This window comes from Amycolatopsis sp. NPDC051373 (assembly GCF_040689465.1).
In the GTDB taxonomy this organism is placed as follows: domain Bacteria; phylum Actinomycetota; class Actinomycetes; order Mycobacteriales; family Pseudonocardiaceae; genus Amycolatopsis.
The window spans coordinates 199752-220222 of sequence record NZ_JBFBAE010000003.1 but is presented as its reverse complement, the minus strand read 5'-3'; the positions used below and the strand labels follow the sequence as shown (position 1 = coordinate 220222).

The following is a 20471-nucleotide window of genomic DNA, read 5'->3' as shown; positions in this document are numbered from 1 at the left end:
CGCACAGCGCCCGAAGCCGAACCCGGCTCGGGCACGCCGGGGCCAGTACAGTGCGGTACATGTCCTCGCCTGCTGTCGTCTGGGATGCCGCACTGCTGGGGTACGACCTGGGTGGGGAGCATCCGTTCAACCCCGTCCGCCTGGAGCTCACGATCCGGCTGGCCACGGAGCTCGGTGTGCTGAACGACGTCGAGCTGCTCGTGCCCACCGCGGCGGGCGACGAGGAGCTGCTGCGCATCCACGCGCCCGAGTACCTCGCGGCCGTGCGGGAGGCGCCGCTCGTCGGGTGGGACGTCGGGCACGGGCTGGGCACGGGGGACAACCCGGTGTTCAGCGGGATGCACGACGCATCGGCGCTGGTGGTCGGCTCGACGCTGCTCGCGGCGCGCAAGATCGCCGAGGGCGAGGTGAAGCGCGCGGTCAACATCGCGGGCGGGCTGCACCACGCGATGCGCGACTACGCGTCGGGTTTCTGCGTGTACAACGACTGCGCCATCGCCATTTCCTGGCTGCTCGACCACGGTTTCGACCGCATCGCCTACCTCGACACCGACGTGCACCACGGCGACGGGGTCCAGACCGCCTTCTACGACGACCCGCGCGTGCTCACCGTTTCGCTGCACCAGCACCCGTTCACGCTCTGGCCCGGCACCGGCTACGCCGCCGAGATCGGCAACGGCAAGGCCGCCGGCACCTCGGTGAACATCCCGCTGCCGCCGCACACGAAGGACCCCGGCTGGCTGCGGGCGTTCAACGCGGTCGTCCCCTCGCTGCTGGCCGAGTTCGAGCCGCAGATCCTCGTCACGCAGTGCGGCGTCGACTCGCACGAGGAAGACCCGCTGGCCGACCTTTCGCTGTCGGTCGACGGGCACCGCACCATCTACTCGACGATGCGCGACCTCGCCGAGACCTACAGCGGCGGGCGCTGGCTCGCCGTCGGCGGGGGCGGCTACCAGCTGATCCGCGTGGTCCCGCGCTCGTGGACGCACCTGATCGCCACGGTGCTCGACCGCGACGTCGCGCCCGACACGGCGCTGCCGCCCGGCTGGGTCTCCTCGATCACCAAGGCCGCGCCGACCGCGGAGATCCCGCACGCGATGACCGACGAGAAGGACACGGCGTTCAAGCCGTGGGGCGACGCCGCCGACGACCCGAGCGACCTCGCGATCCGCGACACCCGCCGCGCGGTGTTCCCGCTGCACGGCCTCGACCCGGACGATCCCAGGGACTGACCATGTCCGAAGACCCGGCACCCGGAAACGGCCTGCGCGACCCGTACGACTACCCCCGCGACTGGGAGGCCGACGTCGTCCTGTCCGACGGCGGCACCGTGCACCTGCGGCCTGTGGTGCCCACGGACGCCGACGGCCTCGTCGCCTTCCACAGCAGGCTTTCCGAGCGCACGCGCTACCTGCGTTACTTCGGCGCCTACCCGCGGATCCCCCCGCGCGACCTGCAGCGATTCTCCACTGTGGACCATCACGACCGGGTCGCGTTCGTCGCGCTGCTCGGCGGCGACATCGTGGCCGTCGGGCGCTACGAACGGCTCGACGGCGGCCCCTCGGCCGAGGTCGCGTTCGTCGTCGACGACAAGCACCAGGGCCGCGGGCTCGGCTCGATCCTGCTGGAGCACCTGGCCGCCGCCGCGTCGGAGAGCGGGCTGCGCCGGTTCGTCGCCGAGGTCCTCGCCGAGAACGCGCCCATGGTCCGCGTGTTCCGCGACGCCGGCTACCAGGTCAGCCGCGCCATCGAGGAAGGCGTGCTGCACCTGGAGTTCAGCATCGACCCGACGGAGGAGTCGCTCGCCGTCGCGCGCTCGCGCGAGCAGGCGGCCGAGGCGCGCAGCGTGCACAACCTGCTGCACCCGCGCTCGGTCGCGGTGATCGGCGCTTCGGCCGACCACACGAAGGTCGGCCACGTCGCCTTCCGCAACCTGCTCGCTGCCGACTTCACCGGCACGGTCTTCCCGGTCAACCCCGAGCACCGCTCGGTGCGCGGCGTGCGCGCGTACGCGTCGGTGCTCGACATTCCGGACCCGGTCGACCTCGCACTGGTCGCCGTGCCCGCCGAGCTCGTCGAGTCCGTGCTCGACGCGTGTCTCGCCAAGGGGGTGAAGACGCTGGTGATCGTCTCCGGCGGCTTCGCCGAGTCCGGCCCGCTCGGCCTGCACGCCGAGCTGCGGCTCGTCGGCGAGGCCCGCGCGCACGGCATGCGCGTGGTCGGCCCGAACGCGCTCGGCGTGCTCAACACCGCGCCCGGCGTGCGGCTCAACGCCACCCTCGCGCCGCAGCTGCCGCGCCGCGGGCACACCGGCTTCTTCTGCCAGTCCGGTGCGCTGGGCACGGCGATCCTGGCCGACGCCGGTTCGCGCGGCCTGGGCCTGTCCACGTTCGTCTCCGCCGGCAACCGCGCCGACGTCTCGGGCAACGATCTGTTGCAGTACTGGGAAACCGACCCCGAGACCGACCTCGTGCTGCTCTACCTCGAGTCCTTCGGCAACCCGCGTAAGTTCGCCCGCCTGGCGCGGCGGCTCGCACGGAACAAGCCGATCGTCGCGGTGAAGTCGGGCCGCCACGCCGTGCGTCCCCAGCTGGCCGCCACGTCGGCTGAGGTCGACGAGGCGAGCGTGCAGGCGCTGTTCGAACAGGCCGGCGTGGTGCGCGTGGAGTCGCTCGCGCAGCTCTTCGACGCCGCGCTGGTGTTCGCGCACCAGCCGCTGCCGGCCGGGCCGCGGATCGCGATCGTCGGTAATTCGAGTGCGATCGGGCTGCTCGCCGCCGACACCGCGCGGGCACAGGGGCTGCACCTCGCCTTCGACCCCGTGGACATCGGCCCGCAGGCCGGGCCCGACGCGTTCGCCGCCGCCGTGCGCGAAGCCCTCGACTCGCCCGAGACCGACGCGCTCATCGCCGTGTTCGCCCCGCCGATCCTCATTCCCGGCACGGCCTACGCACGGGCGCTGAAGGAAGCCGTGCTGGAGCACGAGCGCACGAAACCCGTTGTCTCCACGTTCCTCGCGGCCGAAGGCGTGCCCGACGAATTGGCCGTGCTGAGCGAAGACGGTGTGCCCACGCGGGGTTCGATCCCGTCGTACCCGAGCCCGGAACGCGCGGTGACCGCGTTGTCCCGCGTGGTGCGGTATTCGGCATGGCGGCAGCGTCCACAGGGGACACTGGTGCGCCCGGCCGGGCTGCACGTCGAGCAGGCGCAATCGATCGTGCGCGAGCTGGTCGCCGAGGCCGACGGCCACTCCACGATGCTGTCCGACGACGACGTGGTGCGGCTGCTCGGCTGCTACGGCGTCGACGTGGTGCCGTTCCGCGTGGTGTCCGATGTGGACGCCGCTGTCGCGGCCGCGGCGGAGCTGGGCTACCCCGTCACGCTCAAGGCGGTGGACGAGCGGCTGCGCGGCCGGCCCGACCTCGCGGGCGTGCGCCTGGACCTCACGTCGGAGGACTCCGTGCGCGTGGCCTACCGCGACCTGTGCGAAGTCTCCGGCGACAACGAGCTCTACGTGCAACGCATGGCGGCCAAGGGAATCTCGTGCGTGATCGGGCTGCAGGACGACCCGTCGTTCGGCACGCTCGTGTCCTTCGGGCTCTCGGGCCTGGTCAGCACGCTGCTCGGCGACCGCGCCTACCGCGCGGTGCCGGTCACCGACGTCGACGCTGCCACGCTCATCCGCGAGCCCCGCACCTCGCCCCTGCTCACCGGCTACCGCGGTGACGAACCCGCGGACCTGGCGGCGCTGCAGGACATGGTGCTGCGCGTGGCCGCGCTGGCGGAGGACAACCCGGAAGTCCGGTCCCTGGCGCTCGACCCGATCCTCGCCTCGCCCGACGGCGCCTTCGTGGCCAACGCGCGCATGGTGCTGGGCCCGCCGCCGACCCGGCCGGACACCGGGCCGCGGCGGTTGCGCCACATCACGCCGTCGGACTGATCCGCCGGCTCCCCGGGTCTTGCCGCGGCGCCGCCCTGCAGCCGGGTCGCGGCCTCGGTCAGCGCGAGTCGACCCCCAGGGCGCGGCGGCCGCACGCCCGTTCGGGGCCGAAGGCGCGCGTGTGGTGATCACCGACGTGCTCGACGCCGAGGGCACACAGCTCGCCGCCGACCTCGGTGACGCGTCCGTGTTCCAGCGCCTCGACGGCGGCGCCATCGTCAGCGTGTCCTCTGTGGAGGGACTCGCCGGCATGCCCTTCCTCGTCGCCGGCACCGCGAGCGAGTTCGCGATCCGCGGGATGACCAAGCCGCCGCGCCGGAGGTGGGCGCGCGCGGCAGCCGGGGGTGAGCTCCGTCCAGCCCCGGCGTGACCGACACGGTGATGGTTTCCGAGGCCGCCGGTGGCGGATGGGGGAGCCGCGGCGACTCATGCTCTGCTGTGATCCACACGACTGAGAGCGAGTAGTGAACACCGCTAACGGAAGTCGGGCGGGAGGTATGGACAAGACTCGGGGGTGACTACTGGGAGGTGTGGTGGGCGAGACCGGCTCGATCACCCTCCCGGGCACCGCGGCGCTGACCCAGGTCGGCCGGCTCGCCACGCTGTCCTGGGAGGTGCTGCGGGCGATCTTCCGGCGTCCGTTCCAGTTCCGTGAGTGGATCCAGCAGTGCTGGTTCTTCGCGAGTGTCACGATCCTGCCGACGGCGCTGGTCGCCATTCCGTTCGGAGCCGTGATCGCGCTCCAGCTGGGGTCGCTGACCACACAGATCGGCGCGCAGTCGTTCACCGGCGCCGCGAGCGCGCTCGCCATCGTGCAGCAGGCCGCTCCGCTGATCACGGCGCTGCTCGTCGCCGGCGCGGGGGGCAGCGCGGTCTGCGCGGACATCGGCGCGCGCAAGATCCGCGAAGAGATCGACGCGATGGAAGTGCTCGGCGTCAACCCGATCCAGCGCATCGTCGTGCCGCGCGTGCTGGCCGCGATCGTGGTGTCCGTGCTGCTCAACGGCCTGGTCAGCGTGGTCGGGGTGCTCGGCGGCTACTTCTTCAACGTCGTGCTCCAGGGCGGCACTCCGGGTGCCTACCTGGCCAGCTTCAACGCTCTGGCCCAGGTGCCGGACCTGTGGATCAGCGAGATCAAGGCGTTCCTCTACGGCTTCGTCGCCGGGGTCGTCGCCGCGTTCCGTGGTCTGAACCCCGCGGGCGGGCCGAAGGGCGTGGGCGACGCGGTGAACCAGGCCGTGGTGATCACGTTCCTGCTGCTGTTCCTCATCAACGTCGTGCTCACCGCGATCTACCTCAAGATCGTGCCGCCGAAGGCGCTCTGACGTGACCGCCGAACCGATCGAGGCTCCCGCGCTGTCCGACCGGACGCTCGAGATCATCGCGCGCCCGGGCGCGAGCCTGGAAGGACTCGGGCGCCAGCTGTCGTTCTACGGCCGCGCGCTCGCCTGGTCGCCGCGCACGATCCGCCGCTACGGCCACGAGACCCGGCGGCTGCTCACCGAAGTCTGCTTCGGTACGGGCGGGCTCGCGGTGATCGGCGGGACGCTCGGCGTGATGATCGGCATGACGCTGTTCACCGGGCTCATCGTGGGCCTGCAGGGCTACTCCGCGCTCAACCAGCTCGGCACCGCCGCGCTCACCGGCTTCATCTCCGCGTACTTCAACACCCGCGAGGTCGCGCCGCTCTCGGCCGGGCTCGCGCTGTCGGCGACGGTCGGCTGCGGCTTCACCGCACAGCTCGGGGCGATGCGGATCTCCGAGGAGATCGACGCGCTCGAGGTGATGGCCGTGCCGAGCATGCCCTACCTCGTGACCACGCGCGTGCTCGCAGGCGTCACCGCGGTGATCCCGCTGTACGCGATCGGCTTGCTCTCGTCCTACCTCGCGTCGCGGCAGATCACCATCTGGCTCTACGGCCAGTCGGCCGGTACCTACGACCACTACTTCACGCTGTTCTTGCCCCCTGAAGACGTGTTGTGGTCCTTCGCCAAGGTGATCGTGTTCAGCGTCATCGTGATCCTCTCCCATTGCTATTACGGCTACACCGCCGACGGCGGGCCGGCCGGCGTCGGCGTGGCGGTGGGTCGCGCGGTGCGCACGTCGATCGTGCTGATCTCGGTGCTCGACTTCTTCCTGAGCCTCGCGATCTGGGGTGCCAACACCACCGTGCGGATTTCCGGATGAGCACGCGGCGCGAAACGCTGAAGCGGCTCCGGTACCAGGTGCTGGGGCTGATTTTCCTCGTCGTCGCGGCGCTGTTCTTCACCACCACGATCGCGATCTACAAGAAGGTCTTCACGCCCGTCACGCTGGTGAAGCTGGAGACCGACCACGTCGGTAGCCAGCTGCGCACGGGCGGCGACGTGAAGGTGCGCGGCCTGCTCGTGGGCGAGATCCGTTCGGTCACCGCGAAAGGCGACCACGCGGAGCTCGAGCTCGCGCTGCAGCCGGACAAGATCGACGAGATCCCGAGCAATGTCTCGGCGCGGCTGCTGCCCAAGACGCTCTTCGGCGAGCGCTACGTCGCGTTGCAGCTGCCCGAAATCCCCGCCGCGCACATCGCAGCCGGCGACGTGATCCCGCAGGACCGCAGCAGCACGGCGATCGAGCTGGAACAGGTGCTCGACGACGTGATGCCGTTGCTGCAGGCCGTGCAGCCGGAGAAACTTTCGAGCACACTCAGCGCCGTTTCGACCGCGCTCGACGGGCGGGGCAAGCAGCTCGGCCAGACGCTCGTGAACCTCTCGGACTACCTCGGGCAGCTGAACCCGTCGCTGCCCGACCTCAAGGCCGACATCACCGGGCTGGCCAACGTTTCGGCCACCTACGACAAGGCCGCGCCCGATCTGCTCGACGCGCTGGCCGACCTCACCACGACGACCCAGACCATTGTGGAGAAACGCCAGGGACTGTCCGATGTGTACGCCTCGGTCTCGGCGGCGTCGGCCGACCTCACGAGCTTCCTGGACGTCAACAAGGACAACCTGATCCGGCTCACCACGGCCGTGCAGCCGACGCTCGATGTGCTCGCGAAGTACGCGCCCGAGTACCCCTGCCTGCTCAAGCAGCTCGCCGCTTCGGTGCCGGAGGCCGAGTTGGCATTCGGCAAGGGCACGGCCCACCCAGAGGTCAGCCGCGTGACGATCGAGTTCACCGCGAGCCGCGGCAAGTACCTGCCGGGCGTCGACGAGCCCAAGTACGACGACAAACGCGGCCCCCGCTGTTACCCGCAGGTGCCGAAACCCGGGTACTGGCCGCAGTACCCGCCCGACGGCGCGGTGAAGGACGGCTCCACGAAACCCGCGCCGCCGCACAGCCCCGCCGAGTCTCTGCCCGGCGAGATCACCTCGGGCGCGATCACGTCGAACACCGTCGCCGGCCGTGGTCAGTCCGGTGGTGGCGGTGAATCGGGCGGCGCGCCTTCCGTCATCGGCTCGACCGACGAGGAACAGCTGATCGACCTGCTGGTCTCGCCCGCCATGGGCACCACGCCGGATCAGGTGCCCGGCTGGGCCGGCCTACTCGTCGGGCCGCTCTACCGAGGGGCGGAGGTGGAGCTCAAGTGAGGTCCTTCGTCCCCGCATTGGTGAAGATCCTGATCTTCGCCGCCGTTACGGTGCTGCTCACCGGCATCCTCGCCGCCACGATCGCGAACACTAACTTCGGCACCACGGCGGGGTTCGCCGCGAAGTTCACGGACGCCTCGGGCCTGCAGCCCGGCGACGACGTGCGCATCTCCGGCGTGAAGGTGGGGCAGGTCGACTCGATCGACGTGCAGCAGGGCGAGCAGAACTTCGCCGATGTGCGCTTCGCCGTCGACGCGCAGTACAAGCTGCCCGCGCTCACGACCGCGACGATCAAGTACCGCAACCTCGTCGGCCAGCGCTACCTCGCGCTCGGCACCGACGTCACCGGCGGCGGCACCCTCGCCGACGGCGCGACGATCCCGCCCGAGCGCACCAAACCCGCCCTGAACCTCACGGTGTTGTTCAACGGGTTCAAGCCGCTGTTCCAAGCGCTGGACCCGAAAGAGGTCAACGAGCTCTCGGCCGAGATCATCCAGGTGTTCCAGGGTGAGGGCGGCACGATCACGAGCCTGCTGGCGCACACCGCGTCGATCACGACGTCGATCGCCGGCAAGGACCAGGTGATCGGCCAGGTCATCGACAACCTCAACCAGGTCCTGACCACGGTGAACTCGCGCGGCCCGCAGCTGGGCGACCTCATCGACCAGACGCAGCGGCTCGTGAGCGGCCTGGCCGAGCAGCGCAAGCCGATCGGTGACGCCGTGGGGGCGCTGGGCGAGCTGACCGAGACCACGTCGGGCCTGCTCGCCGACGCGCGCCCGGCGGTGAAGGACGACGTCAAGCAGCTCGGCACGCTGTCGAACAACGTCGCGGACTCCGACCAGCTGCTCGACCACCTGCTGCAGGTGCTGCCGGGAAACCTGGAGAAGTTCACGCGGACCCTGAGCTACGGCAGCTGGTTCAACTACTACCTGTGCGGAATCGAAGGCACGATCGGGATTTCGTCGCTGGACGTGACGCTGCCGATCGTGCCGCTGCCTGCCACTGAGCGCGCGCCGAGGTGTGGCCCGTGAAGCGGCTCAAGGAACGCAACCAGGCGGCGGTCGGCGGGGTGACGCTCGTGCTGATCCTGCTCGTGACCGCCGTGGCTTACTTCTCCGACAGCATCCCGCTGTTCGGCAACGGCACCACGTACTCCGCCTACTTCGGCGAAGCCGCCGGACTCGCGCCGGACAACGAGGTGGAGGTGGCCGGCGTGAAGGTGGGGCAGGTGACGTCGGTGGAGCTGGCGCACAAGCAGGTGCTGGTGAAGTTCCGAGTGAAGGGCGTACGCGTGGGCGACGCGTCCACCGCGTCGATCGAGATCAAGACGCTGCTGGGGGAGAAGTACCTCGCGCTCGACCCGAAGGGCGGCGGCACGCAGAGCCCCGGCGACACGATCCCGATCCAGCGCACGCGCACGCCGTTCCAGCTGCAGGACGCGTTCGACCAGCTGTCCACGACCGTCGGCGACATCGACACGAAGCAGCTCGCGGACAGCTTCACCGCGTTGTCGGACTCGCTGAGGGACAGCCCGCAGTACCTGAAGGACACGCTCTCGGGCCTGTCCGCGCTGTCGAAGACGGTGTCCTCGCGCGACGACGACCTGCACACGCTGCTGGCCGGCACGAGCACGATCTCCAAGACGCTCTCGGACCGCAACACCCAGCTGCAGCAGGTGATCAGCGACGGCAACCTGCTGCTGACCGAGCTGCAGAACCGCCGCGACCAGATCAGCGCGCTGCTCAAGGGCACGCAGCAGATCTCGCAGCAGCTCTCGGGGCTCGTCGCCGACAACCGGGCGCAGCTGAAGCCGACGCTCGACGCGCTGGGGAAGGTGACTGATGTGCTGCAGCGCAACCAGGGCAACCTCGACCGCGGCCTGGCGCTGATGGCGCCGTTCGCGCGCGTCGGCGCCAACGCGACGGGCAACGGCCGCTGGTTCGAGGGCTATCTGTGCGGGCTGCTGCCGCCGACGATCACCGCGGGCGGGCTGTCGATCAACCCCGAGGGCTGCACCCCGCCCATCGCGGCGCCGAACCAGGGGGTGGGCGGACGATGACGACCGCCGACGTGCTTTCTCCCGCGGAGGCGGCATGACGATCGAGACTCGCACTCAACGCAACTTGGTGACCTGGCTGGGTTTTGCCTGCGTGGCCGCGCTCCTTCTCACAGCCGGGCTGTGGCTCGTGTTCCGCACGAGTAGCGGCACCACACTGTCGGCGTACTTCGGCAAAACCGTCGGCCTCTACGCCGGTTCCTCGGTCCGCGTGCTGGGCGTTCCCGTCGGCGAGGTCACCGCCGTGACGCCGGACGGGCAGGCCGTGCGCGTGGACATGCGCGTGAACGACGACGTGCCCATCCCCGTCAACGTCGGTGCCGTCGTGGTCGCGCCGAGTCTCGTCAGCGACCGCTACGTGCAGCTGACCCCGGCCTACGACAGCGGCCCGACGCTCGCGAGTGGCACCGTCCTCGCCCGGGACAAGACCGCCACGCCGGTCGAACTCGACGACCTCTACGCGAGCCTCGACAAACTCTCCACCGCGCTCGGACCCAAGGGTGCCAACAAAAACGGCGCCCTGTCCGACGTCCTCGACACCGCGGCCGCCAACCTCAAGGGCAACGGCGCCGACCTCAACTCCACCGTCGGCCGCCTCGCCGACCTCGCGGGCACGCTCGACGACTCCAAGGACGATCTGTTCGCCACCGTCCAGAACCTGAACTCGTTCACGGATGCCCTCGCCCAAAGCGACAGTCAGCTCAACGAGTTCTACGAACGCGTCGCCGACGTCAGCGGGTTCCTCGCCGACGACTCGGCCGACGTCGGAGCCGCGCTGAGCTCCCTGGCCTCCTCGCTCGGTGACGTGAAACAGTTCGTGGCCGACAACAAGGCCGGACTGGAGTCCAATGTGGACAAGTTGGCCTCGCTGACGGGTGTGCTCGTGGACCAGCGCGCCGCCCTCGCCGAGGTGCTCGACATCGCGCCCACCGGCGCCACGAACTTCATCAACTCCTACGATGCCGCCTCCGGCACCATCGCCGTGCGCGACAACCTCAACGAGATCACCAACCCGCCGATCCTCACCGTCTGCCGCATCCTCGCCGCGGGCACCCCGAAGGGCGTGCCCACCACGTTGACCGACATCTGCAAGCAGCTCGCGCCGGTCCTCGACGGCGCGCTCAAGCTGCCGACCGTGCCGCAGGTGCTCAACTCGCTGCAGAACGGCCAGCTGCCTCCGTTGCCGCTCCCGCTCGTGGACGTGATGACGCAGCTTTCCGGCGGTGGCAAGTGAAGCGGCGGCGCTTGGCCGGGGTGCTCGCCGGCGTGCTCGTGCTCGCCGGCTGCAGCGACGGCGGGTTCAACGGCCTCTACTCCACACCGCTGCCGGGCGGGCCGGACCTGGGTGAGCACCCGTACCACGTGACGGCGCTGTTCACCGACGTGCTCGACCTCGTGCCACAGGCGAGCGTGAAGGTGGACGACGTGGCCGTGGGCCGGGTCGACAAGATCACGCTCACGCCCGACACGCGCTCGGCCCTTGTTGCCATGACTGTCAACGGCGACGTGCAGCTGCCCGCAAACGCGCGCGCCGAGCTGCGCCAGTCGAGCCTGCTGGGCGAGAAGTTCGTGGAGCTGGGGCAGCCCACCGAGGAGAAGCCCGCCGGTCACCTCGCCGACGGCGCGCAGATCCCGCTCGGGCGCACCAACCGCAACCCCGAGGTCGAGGAAGTCCTCGGCGCGCTTTCGTTGCTCCTCAACGGCGGCGGCCTCGGCCAGCTGCAGGACATCAGCCACGAGCTCAACGACGCGTTGTCCGGCAACGAACCCGAGATGCGCGCGCTGCTGTCGCGAGTGGACGATCTCGCGACGCAGCTCGACTCGCACAAGGGTGAGATCCTGCGCGCGATCGACGGGCTGGACAAGCTCTCGCACACGCTCGCCGGGCAGCAGCAGAACATCAAGACCGCGCTGGACAACCTGGCGCCGGGCCTGAAGATCGTGGCCGACCAGCGCGACCAGCTCGTGGGGATGCTGAACGCGCTCAACAAGCTTTCGGGCGTCGCCGTCGACACGGTGAACCGCAGCCGCGACCAGCTCGTCGCGAATCTCAAGGCGCTGCAGCCGACGTTGCAGAAGCTCGGCGAGGCGGGCCAGGACCTGCCCAACGCGTTGCAGATCCTGCTCACCTACCCCTTCCCGGACTACGCGGGCAACACGATCAAGGGCGACTACGCCAACGTCGACGCGACCGTGAACCTCGATCTCGACAAGCTGCTGCAGAACTTCACGAACACCTCGCAGCCGCCGATCCAGATCGCGGGGCTGACCTCACAGCAGCCAGGATCGGCCACTTCGGAGCTGCCCCTTCCGTTGCCGACCACGGCGCCGCCGGCGAAGAACCAGGCCGGACCCGGTGGGCTGCTCGGCGGCCTCCTGGGCGGCCTGCTCGGGGGAGGTGCCGGATGACCTCGCGCAAGACGCGGATCCAGCTCATCGCGTTCGTGGTGATCGCCGTGGTGTCGGTGGTCTACGCGGGCGGCAAGTACGCGGGCCTCGACCGGCTTTTCGGCTCCCGCGGCTACCAGGTCACCTTGCAGCTGGCCGATTCAGGCGGCATCTTCGTCAACTCCGAGGTCGCCTACCGCGGCGTGACGGTCGGGCGCGTGTCGGCCATGACGCTCACCGGCCACGGCCTCGACGTGCACCTCGACCTCGACTCCGGCGGTCCGGACATCCCCGACGACCTCCACGCGCAGGTGGCGAACCGCTCGGCGGTGGGGGAGCAGTTCGTGGACCTGCTGCCCGACCGCGAGACGGGTCCGTACCTGCACGACGGCTCGGTGATCACGCAGGACCGCACCTCGCTGCCCGCGTCGCCCGACTCCGTGCTGTCGCATTTGGACGATCTCGTGGCGAGCGTGCACCCGGACTCGCTCAAGACCGTGGTCGACGAGACCTACGACGCGTTCGCCGGCACGGGTCCGCAGCTGCAGAAGCTGTTGGACAGCACGGGTTCGCTCACCGCCAAGGCCGCGCAGTACATCCCGCAGACGCGCGGGCTGCTGGCCAACTCGCGCACGGTGTTCGCCACGCAGGAGCGCCAGGCGCAGAACATCACCGACTTCGCCGGCGGGCTGAAGACGATCGCGGCGCAGCTCAAGTCTTCGGACCCCGACCTGCGAACGGTGATCGACCAGGCGCCGCAGCTGAGCCGCCAGATCAGCGACGTGCTCGCCACCTCGGGCACCGATCTCGGCGTGATCTTCGCGAACTCCCTGACCACCGCCCAGATCACCTCCGCGCGCACCGACGCGATCGAGGAGCTGCTGGTCGCCTACCCGGTGATCTCGGCGTTCTCGCCGTCGACTTCACCGGACGGCACCGGGCACCTGGGCGTGGTGTTCAACTTCTTCGACCCGGCGTCGTGCACGAAGGGCTACGAGGGCACGAAACAGCGCCCGGCCAACGACACCACCGAGGCGCCGGTGAACATGAACGCCTACTGCGCCGAGCCGCCGGGTAGCCCCGTCGAGGTCCGCGGTGCGCAGAACGCGCCGTACGCCGGGAAGCCGCCCGCGATCCCGGCCGCTCCGAAGGAATCGGCGCCGTCGACCACTCCGGACGCGAACCAGTTGCCGGGTCTGCTCGGCCTGCTCATGCCGCCGGCCGGCGGCCTCGGGGCGCTGCTGGGCGGGTCGTGATGAAGGCGCGGCTGCTCGTGGTCGTGCCCGTGCTGGCCGTGCTGGCGGCCGCGTGGTTCGGCTGGTCGTGGTGGCGCGCGGCGCACGACGACGCCCTGGCGCGCGGCCGCGACCGCGATGCCGTGCTCGCCGCCGCGAGCACGGAACTGGTGGCCCTCAACACGATCGACTACCACACCGGCGGCGCCGACGTGGATCGCTGGATCGGCGCCACCACCGGGCAGTACGGGGCGAACCTCGCCGGCGACCGGCAGCTGCAGCTCGACCGCGCGACGAGCACCAAGACCGTCTCCACGGCGTCGCTCCTGCAGGCCGCGGTCACCGACCTCGACCCGGCCGCGGGCACGGCCCGGGTCATCGCCGTGCTCGACGTGCGCGTGAGCACGGGCGGCGGCGCGCCGGTGCCGAAACAGGCGCGGCTGACCGTGGACTTCACGCGTGACGGCGACACGTGGAAGGTCGGCGGCGTCCAGGCGGTGGGCTCGTGAAGCGCTGGTCGATCGCCGTGACGGTGGTGGCGCTCGCGTGCGCGGTCTGGTTTGCCGTGCAGGCCTCGGCGCTGCAGCCCCGCGACGACGACGCGTTGGTGGACCAGGCCACCACCACCCAGGTGCGTGACCAGGTGAGCGCCGGCGTGAAGGCGTTGTTCTCCTACGACTACGCCAACCTCGACCGGACCTCGCGGGCGGCCGCCGAACTGCTCACCGGTCCGGCTGTCGGCCAGTACCACGCGCAGTTCGCCACCGCGAGCAAACGCGCGACCGACGGCAAGCTGATCCGCACCACCACCGTCCGCTCCGCAGGCGTCCGCACGCTCCACGGCGACGACGCGACGCTGCTGCTTTTCCTGGACCAGCAGACGATCCTGCCCGGCGGGGGAGCGCCGCAGTCTTCGGTCGCGCAGCTGGCCGTGACCGCGCGCCGCGTTGACGGGTCGTGGAAGATCACGGGCCTCGATCCGCTGTAAGCCCCTTCCTTCGCGGGCGAATTCGGTGCGTTCGCCGGGAATGTTCCGGCCGGGTGACCGCGCACCGCACCAGTCACACGAAAGCCGAGCCGTCTCCGTTCACCGCAGTGACCCGATTCACCTCTGGTATGTCCACAGTGGACGACTTGATGTGATGTGTGCCGCTGCAAGGGGTTCCGGTCGAACCTGGCACCACGGCACTACGTGGTTCCGGGTGGGGGAGTCGCGAAGGAGAAGGGTGGAAACCGTGAAAAACCTCAGGATTCTAGCGATCGCGGGTACCGCGGCCGCGGCGATGGCCGGATTGGCCGCGTGCGGGAGCGGCAGCATGGCCACCTCGGCGCCCCCGCCGGCCGGTGCTCAAGCGCCCGCCTCCTCGGCGGCCGCGCCCGCGACGGTGGGCGAGGCGAACACCTCACTCGGGACGGTTCTCACGAACGCCAAGGGGTTCACGCTCTACACGTTCGACGAAGACAAGCCCGGCATGTCGGCGTGCACCGACAGCGGGTGCAAGTCGCTCTGGCCGCCGATCACCGGCCCGGCGCAGCCCGCGAACGGCGTGAGCCTGCCCGGGCAGCTCGCCACGTTCACCCGCTCCGATGGTATTCAGCAGGCGACCTTCAACGGGAAGCCCGTCTACACCTACGCCCAGGACAGCGCCCCCGGGCAGACGAAGGGTGACGGCGTGCTGGGGACTTGGCACGCACTGGTGGTCACCCCGGGCGGGGTCGCGCCGGCGACCACGACGAACGGCACGGGCACGGCCGGCGGAGTATCCGGCTACTGATCGCTCATCGGGGGGCCCTGGCTCGGCCCGGCGTGCGTCGTGCCGAGCCAGGCGGGTACCCGTTCGCGGCCTAGGCGAGCGGCCCGCCCACGCCGAACGCCAGGTGTGCGAAGCGTTCGCCGACGCGCTGATGGGTCTCGGCATCCGGGTGCAGGGCGTCGGGCAGGGGCAGCTCCGCGAAGTCCTGCTCGCCGTAGAGGGCCAGGCCGTCGAGCAGGTGCAGGTTCGGGTCGTCGCCGCGCTGCGCGACGACCCGAGCGAGTTCCTCCCGGATGACCTTCAACGTCAGCTTGCCCGGGCCGGGTTCGCCGGTCGCACGGAAGCGGACCACGCCGTCGTCCTCGAAGACCGGGGCGCCGGGGCCGGGGGTGTCCTCGTGGATCGGACACAGCAGCGGCGAGACGACCAGTAGCGGCGTGGTCGGGTGGCCGGCGCGGATCGTGTCGAGGAACCCGTGTACGGCGGGGCCGAACGCGCGCAGCCGCATGAGGTCGGCGTTGACGATGTTGATGCCGAGCTTCACGCTCACGACGTCGGCCGGGGTGTCGCGCATGACCTGCGCGGTGAACGGATCCAGCAGCGCGCTGCCGCCGAAGCCCAGGTTGGTCAGCTCCACGCCCGCGTGCCTCGCGGCCACCGCCGGCCAAGTCGTGGTGGGGCTCGCCGCGCCCGAGCCCTGGCTGATGGAGCTGCCGTGGTGCAGCCACATCCGCCGGCCGTCGGGGTTCGCCGCACTGGCCGGCGCGTCGGCCCGCAGCTCGACGAGCGTGGTGAACTCGTTGTGCGGCAACCAGATCTCGACGTCCTTGACCCGCGCGGGCAGCCCGGCGAACCGCACCGTGCCCGGCTCGCCGCGGCGCACCTCGGTGCCGCCGGTCGTCATGTCGACGAGGAACTCGTCCCCGCCGCCGACCGCTCCCGCGCCGACGGGAGCGCCGTCCACGAACAGCTCGTACACCCCGTCGGGCCGCGTCGCCGCGGCGACGTAGGACACCTTGGTGCGCACCGCGTCCAGCTCCACCACGGTCGCCGCGGTCCGGAACACCAGCCGCACCCCGGAGGGCTGCGCCTCCACCATGGCCAGCTGCGCGTCCCCCCGTGCCCTCGCCCACGCGGGCAACCGGTGCGGCACCAGGCCGCGCTCGGTGCGCTCGAGCTCCAGGGCGCCGCGGACGACATCGGGCAAGTCGATCATGTGCACGAGCCCAGTCTGGCCGCCGCGGCCGCGGTGCGCACGGTGTTTTCGAGGGCAGCGCAGTCAGTGCTGGATCAGCCCCAGCTCCCCGAACAGCCCCTTCGCCCAGTCCAGTGCCGTCGGCAGATCGTCCCACTGGCGGTCCTGCTCGGTGAGGTACGGGAACACATACGGATCCGTCACCTCGGCCGGCAGGTCGTCCGGCCGGCAGTCGCAGGCGATGCCGAAGTTGTGGTCGTTGACGGTCTGCGCGACCGCCGCCGGTTGCGCGTCCCAGACGCCGAACCAGAGGCGGCGCAGCATCGCGGGGTGGGCGACGCCGAAGATCAGGCGGCCGACGTCGAGCGGTTCTCCGGCCGAGATCACCCGGGCGACCGCGTGCGTGCGCAGCTTCTCGCGGGCAATGGTGAACGTTCCGGTGAAGCCGGACCAGATCTCGACACTGTGGCCCGCGTCGATGATCGCCGCGCACAGGGTCACGAGCGCCAGGCCTCGGTTGATGATCACGTCGTGGGCGATGCGGTTGGAGTAGGCGGCCGGGATGAGGAAGGTGACGACCTTGCCGCGGCGGGAGACCTGGCGGGGCAAGGCGTCGACCATGCACTCGGGCACCCCGGAGAGGTACGCGCCGATGTCGACCTCGCTGCCGGTGACGTCCCACGACGGCTCCAGCTCGGTCACCTGGTGGCCGAGGCCCGCGCCGGCGCGCAGCTCGTCGACGGTGATGCCGGCTTCCTCCAGGGCGACCGGCCAGCCGTCGACGGCCAGCCGCAGCGCCTCCTCCCACGTCGCGCCCGGCCAGTCGGTGCCGGTCTCCCGGCTGCCCGGCGCGTCGATCGTGGGTGAGGCCGTGGCGGCTTCGACGAACTCGTGCCACGACAGCATCGGCGGCAAGCACTCGGGCAGCACGGCGTCAGTCCAGCCCGAGCGCCGCGCGGTGCGCGTCGGACAGTCCGCGGATCACGCGCCACTGCATGACCTGCTCCATGGTCGCGCCGGCTTCCAGCAGCTTCGCGCCGTCGATGCTGGCGCGTGGCGAGAGGATCACGGGGAGCTTCTTGGCCAGCGCCGTCGCGCGCAGCTCGCGGATCGACGCCACCAGCTCCTCCACCTCGTCCGGGTGCGAAGGTGCGTGCCGCAGCGCGACGCGTTCCTCCAGGCCCTCGTCGATGGGCACGTCGAGGACCACGAACCGGTCCAGCGTGGCCGAGTCGAGCGTCTGGCGGCCGACGTACTGGCGGTCGCCGCCGGTGCCGTAGGTGTTGCCGGTGGCCACGAGCCGGAAGTCGGCGTGCGCGGTGACCATGCGGTCGGCGAAGGCGCACACGCCCAGCGCGAGCGCCTGGTTGAGCTCGGCCAGCAGGCCGGGGTGGCCGTTGTCGAGCTCGTCGAGCAGCATCACGCCGCCGTGCTCGAACGCGCGGCGGAACGGCGTGTCGTGGTAATGGCCGTTGGCGTCGTAGTAGCCGAACACCTTGCTCATCGGGGTGGTCGGGCCCAGCGAAAGCGCCTGGAACTGCAGGCCCAGCGCCTGCGCCGCGTGCTTGGCCAGCATGGACTTGCCGGTGCCCGCGGGACCGACGAGCAGCACGTGGCAGCGCGCGTGCAGCGCGACCAGCACCTCCGGCAGCACGGAGTGGGTGTCCTCGGCCAGCTCGATCGGCTTGCCCTGCGGCAGCACTACCGACACGACGGTCGGCGAATACCGGGCGAGCTCCTTCTCAGCCGCCGCTTGCACGGCCGAGCGGACGCGCGCCAGGGCCACGGCCGACACGCGCTCGACGAGGTCGGGTTTGGCCTGCCGCGCCACTTCGGCCACGGCCTTCTCGATCGTGCCGGACAGCGCGGCCGTCGCTTCGTGCAGCAGGTGCTCGCGGGCCTCGCCGAGATCGGGCGTGGCCTTCGAGATGGCCTCGCGGGCGAGGTCCGGCAGCACCGTGCGCCGAAGCTGGTCGGCGAGCGTGGTCCGCAGCTCGGCGGTGGCCTGTGCCACGGCTTCGCCCACGGTCTTGGCGGTCTGCTCGCGCAGGGCTTCGGCTACCTCCGGCGTGGCCGTGGACACCAGCTTCGCGCGCATGGACTCGACGTCGGGCGTCGCCGCCTGCACCGCGCGCTCGGCCAGCTCCGGCAGCAGCTGCGCCGACGTGGTCTCCACCGCTTCGGCCGCCGACGCGCGCAGCGTGTCCCGCAGCGCGAGCTCCACCGACGCCTGGGCCTCGGCCAGGTCCGGCGTCGCGTCGGCGACCGCGGCCCGCGCGAGCGGGGGCAGCAGGCCCTCGGCGTGGCGGCGGATCGTCTCGGGCAGGCGCGCGTGCACCTCGCGGTCGATACCCCAGTACATCGCGGCCTGGGTGAACATCGACCGCGCCACGGCCTCGGAGATCTGGGCGATCTCGGCTTTCTGGCTGTCCCGCACTGCCTCTCCCCGCTTTCCGCGTTGTTCTGCGAAGACGGTAAGAGCGCACGAGCGGGAGGGGTCCCGGATGGCCGCTTCCGGCCGTTCAGCCGTCCCAGACCGTGGCGCCCTGACGCACCACGGTGACCGGCGCCGGCTCGGCAACCGGCCACAGGTCCACGACGTAGCGGAAGTGCTCGCCGTACTCGTGCTCGTTCCACGTCACGGCCGGCGGGCCACTCTCCACATAGGACACCCGCACGCGGTAATGGCCGGGCGCGAGCTCCAGCACGCGCTCCTGGCCCGGGTAGTCGGCCGGACCGGCGAGCGTCACGTTCCCGCCCGCCACGGCCAGGTCGGCCTCGACCACGTGCTCGGCGTCGGCGAGCACGGCCGGCGGGCCGGGGTGCACGGCGACGTCCACCTCGACCAGGTCGGAGCGCGCGGTGGCGATCGCGAGCGACGACGGCTCCACCGCGATCCGGTGCGAGTTCACCGCCTCGTCGGACCACCCACCGTCGCCGGGGACCCAGGCGGTGTTGTCCCGCAACGAGAACTGACGCTGATCGGCATGGACCACGAGACGCACGAGACCCCACGGTAGACCCTGGACAGGGGGTCACCCGAAATGGTATCGACGCGCGGTTTAGCGTTGAGCCCATGACCACTGCTCCCGTCGACGTCGACACCGCCCGTCGCGACTACGCGGCGCTCGTCGAGCGCGGCCTCTCCCTGGACATCACCCGCGGCAAGCCGTCCCCCCGGCAGCTCGACCTCTCCGCGGGCCTGCTCACGCTGCCCAACGGCGAGTACAAGGCCGAAGACGGCACCGACACGCGCAACTACGGCGGCCTCAAGGGCCTGACCGAGCTGCGCCGGATCTTCGCCGGCGCGCTGCAGGTCCCCGTCGACCAGCTGCTCGCGGCCGGCAACTCGAGCCTCGAGCTCATGCACGACACCGTGGTGCAGGCGCTGCTGAGCACGCTGCCGGGCGGCGAGCGCCGCTGGGCCGACGAGCCGCGCATCGCGATGCTGTGCCCGGTGCCCGGCTACGACCGCCACTTCGCGCTCGCCGAGCGCTTCGGCATCGAGCTGATCCAGGTCCCGATGACCGACGACGGCCCGGACATGGACGTGGTCGAGCGCCTCGTGGCCGAGGACGTCGGCATCAAGGGCATCTGGTGCGTGCCCAAGTACTCGAACCCGACCGGCGTCACCTTCTCCGACGAGGTTGCCCACCGCCTGGCCGCGATGCCCACGGCCGCGCCGGACTTCCGCATCTTCTGGGACAACGCCTACGCCGTGCACCACCTCACGGACACCGAGGTCGAGGTCGCCGACGTCCTGGCGCTGTGCGCCGAGGCCGGCAACGCCGACCGCGCGTTCGTGTTCGGCTCCACCTCGAAGATCACGCTCGCCGGCGCCGGCGTCGGATTCTTCGGCTCGTCGCCCGCCAACATCGCGTGGTGGTCGGGTGTGCTCGCCAAGCGCACGATCGGCCCGGACAAGGTCAACCAGCTGCGCCACGCGATGTTCCTCAAGGACGCCGACGGCGTGCGCGCCCACATGCGCAAGCACGCGGAGATCATCGCGCCGAAGTTCGCGGCCGTCGACCGCATCCTCACCGAGGAGCTCGGCGACTCGGGGTTGGGCACCTGGACCAAGCCGACCGGCGGGTACTTCATCTCGCTGACCGTGCCCGAGGGCACCGCCAAGGAGATCGTGCGCCTGGCCAAGGAGGCCGGCGTCGCGCTGACCCCGGCCGGGGCCACGCACCCGTACGGCGACGACCCGAAGGACGCGACGATCCGCATCGCCCCGACCTTCCCGGTGCTCGAAGAGGTCGAAGAGGCCGTGCGCGCGCTCGTCGTGTGCTTGCGCCTCGCTGTCGCCCAGACCGCCTGAGCCACCCGTG

At 70.8% G+C, this 20471-nt stretch carries 18 protein-coding genes and 1 pseudogene; 15 read left to right on the top strand and 4 right to left on the bottom strand.

Features of this window, described 5'->3' with window-relative positions; translation table 11 throughout:
• Window positions 1-59: 59 nt before the first annotated feature.
• From AB0383_RS07070 to AB0383_RS07005, 14 genes and pseudogenes are all read left to right on the top strand, one after another.
• Window positions 60-1232 (top strand): acetoin utilization protein AcuC, encoded by a 1173-nt coding sequence (locus AB0383_RS07070; protein WP_366185737.1) that lies wholly within the window; start codon window positions 60-62, stop codon window positions 1230-1232.
• A gap of 2 nt (window positions 1233-1234) precedes the next feature.
• Window positions 1235-3940 carry a GNAT family N-acetyltransferase gene (locus tag AB0383_RS07065; protein ID WP_364174825.1) on the top strand — a complete coding sequence of 902 codons (2706 nt, stop codon included), beginning with the start codon at window positions 1235-1237 and terminating at the stop codon, window positions 3938-3940.
• A 19-nt stretch (window positions 3941-3959) separates the two neighbouring features.
• A pseudogene (locus AB0383_RS07060) lies at window positions 3960-4285 on the top strand (SDR family NAD(P)-dependent oxidoreductase); the annotation flags it as partial.
• A gap of 185 nt (window positions 4286-4470) precedes the next feature.
• Entirely contained in the window at window positions 4471-5265 is a 795-nt protein-coding gene (locus AB0383_RS07055; protein ID WP_364046841.1) for an ABC transporter permease, read from the top strand.
• A 1-nt stretch (window position 5266) separates the two neighbouring features.
• Window positions 5267-6127 carry an ABC transporter permease gene (locus AB0383_RS07050; protein ID WP_220238142.1) on the top strand — a complete coding sequence of 287 codons (861 nt, stop codon included), beginning with the start codon at window positions 5267-5269 and terminating at the stop codon, window positions 6125-6127.
• Window positions 6124-7509, top strand: a complete 1386-nt coding sequence (locus AB0383_RS07045; protein ID WP_366185734.1) for an MCE family protein — start codon at window positions 6124-6126, stop codon at window positions 7507-7509. The genes AB0383_RS07050 and AB0383_RS07045 overlap by 4 nt, the downstream gene beginning before the upstream one ends.
• Window positions 7506-8543, top strand: coding sequence for an MlaD family protein (locus AB0383_RS07040; protein WP_366185732.1), 1038 nt, complete (start codon window positions 7506-7508; stop codon window positions 8541-8543). Before AB0383_RS07045 ends, AB0383_RS07040 begins: the two co-directional genes overlap by 4 nt.
• Window positions 8540-9571, top strand: coding sequence for an MCE family protein (locus AB0383_RS07035; RefSeq protein ID WP_364174816.1), 1032 nt, complete (start codon window positions 8540-8542; stop codon window positions 9569-9571). The genes AB0383_RS07040 and AB0383_RS07035 overlap by 4 nt, the downstream gene beginning before the upstream one ends.
• A gap of 34 nt (window positions 9572-9605) precedes the next feature.
• Complete coding sequence (locus tag AB0383_RS07030) at window positions 9606-10802, top strand: MCE family protein (RefSeq protein WP_364174813.1); 1197 nt, start codon at window positions 9606-9608, stop codon at window positions 10800-10802.
• Window positions 10799-11977 (top strand): MCE family protein, encoded by a 1179-nt coding sequence (locus AB0383_RS07025; protein ID WP_366185729.1) that lies wholly within the window; start codon window positions 10799-10801, stop codon window positions 11975-11977. Before AB0383_RS07030 ends, AB0383_RS07025 begins: the two co-directional genes overlap by 4 nt.
• A complete protein-coding gene (locus AB0383_RS07020; protein WP_364174807.1) occupies window positions 11974-13212 on the top strand; it encodes an MCE family protein in 1239 nt (412 codons plus the stop codon). The genes AB0383_RS07025 and AB0383_RS07020 overlap by 4 nt, the downstream gene beginning before the upstream one ends.
• Window positions 13212-13700: a hypothetical protein gene (locus AB0383_RS07015; RefSeq protein ID WP_366185727.1), complete on the top strand. Its 489-nt coding sequence runs from the start codon at window positions 13212-13214 to the stop codon at window positions 13698-13700. Before AB0383_RS07020 ends, AB0383_RS07015 begins: the two co-directional genes overlap by 1 nt.
• Window positions 13697-14179, top strand: a complete 483-nt coding sequence (locus AB0383_RS07010; protein WP_364174801.1) for a hypothetical protein — start codon at window positions 13697-13699, stop codon at window positions 14177-14179. The genes AB0383_RS07015 and AB0383_RS07010 overlap by 4 nt, the downstream gene beginning before the upstream one ends.
• A 238-nt stretch (window positions 14180-14417) precedes the next feature.
• Window positions 14418-14966 carry a hypothetical protein gene (locus AB0383_RS07005; protein WP_364174798.1) on the top strand — a complete coding sequence of 183 codons (549 nt, stop codon included), beginning with the start codon at window positions 14418-14420 and terminating at the stop codon, window positions 14964-14966.
• 70 nt (window positions 14967-15036) lie between these two features.
• On the opposite strand, the gene AB0383_RS07000 is transcribed toward AB0383_RS07005, so the two are convergent.
• The 4 genes from AB0383_RS07000 to AB0383_RS06985 all read right to left on the bottom strand — a co-directional run bounded on the left by AB0383_RS07000 (window position 15037) and on the right by AB0383_RS06985 (window position 19145).
• Window positions 15037-16161, bottom strand: coding sequence for a GDSL-type esterase/lipase family protein (locus AB0383_RS07000; protein ID WP_366186002.1), 1125 nt, complete (start codon window positions 16159-16161; stop codon window positions 15037-15039).
• A gap of 63 nt (window positions 16162-16224) precedes the next feature.
• Window positions 16225-17070 (bottom strand): hypothetical protein, encoded by an 846-nt coding sequence (locus tag AB0383_RS06995; RefSeq protein ID WP_366185724.1) that lies wholly within the window; start codon window positions 17068-17070, stop codon window positions 16225-16227.
• 4 nt (window positions 17071-17074) lie between these two features.
• On the bottom strand, window positions 17075-18577 hold the full coding sequence (locus tag AB0383_RS06990; protein ID WP_366185722.1) for an AAA family ATPase: 1503 nt from the start codon (window positions 18575-18577) through the stop codon (window positions 17075-17077).
• Window positions 18578-18662: 85 nt separating this feature from the next.
• Window positions 18663-19145: a hypothetical protein gene (locus AB0383_RS06985; RefSeq protein WP_364174789.1), complete on the bottom strand. Its 483-nt coding sequence runs from the start codon at window positions 19143-19145 to the stop codon at window positions 18663-18665.
• A 71-nt stretch (window positions 19146-19216) separates the two neighbouring features.
• Here AB0383_RS06985 and AB0383_RS06980 point away from each other — a divergent pair, with 71 nt between their 5' ends.
• The gene (locus AB0383_RS06980; protein WP_366185720.1) at window positions 19217-20461 is read left to right on the top strand and encodes an aminotransferase class I/II-fold pyridoxal phosphate-dependent enzyme; all 1245 of its coding nucleotides are present in this window, start codon (window positions 19217-19219) and stop codon (window positions 20459-20461) included.
• Window positions 20462-20471: the final 10 nt, after the last annotated feature.

What these genes read in the sequence shown, in the direction of transcription:
- AB0383_RS07070 (WP_366185737.1), top strand. Translation starts at nt 60, where the DNA reads ATGTCCTCGCCTGCTGTCGTCTGGGATGCCGCACTGCTGGGGTACGAC.
- AB0383_RS07065 (WP_364174825.1), top strand. Translation starts at nt 1,235, where the DNA reads ATGTCCGAAGACCCGGCACCCGGAAACGGCCTGCGCGACCCGTACGAC.
- AB0383_RS07045 (WP_366185734.1), top strand. Translation starts at nt 6,124, where the DNA reads ATGAGCACGCGGCGCGAAACGCTGAAGCGGCTCCGGTACCAGGTGCTG.
- AB0383_RS07030 (WP_364174813.1), top strand. Translation starts at nt 9,606, where the DNA reads ATGACGATCGAGACTCGCACTCAACGCAACTTGGTGACCTGGCTGGGT.
- AB0383_RS07020 (WP_364174807.1), top strand. Translation starts at nt 11,974, where the DNA reads ATGACCTCGCGCAAGACGCGGATCCAGCTCATCGCGTTCGTGGTGATC.
- AB0383_RS07015 (WP_366185727.1), top strand. Translation starts at nt 13,212, where the DNA reads ATGAAGGCGCGGCTGCTCGTGGTCGTGCCCGTGCTGGCCGTGCTGGCG.
- AB0383_RS07000 (WP_366186002.1), bottom strand. Translation starts at nt 16,161, where the DNA reads ATGATCGACTTGCCCGATGTCGTCCGCGGCGCCCTGGAGCTCGAGCGC.
- AB0383_RS06980 (WP_366185720.1), top strand. Translation starts at nt 19,217, where the DNA reads ATGACCACTGCTCCCGTCGACGTCGACACCGCCCGTCGCGACTACGCG.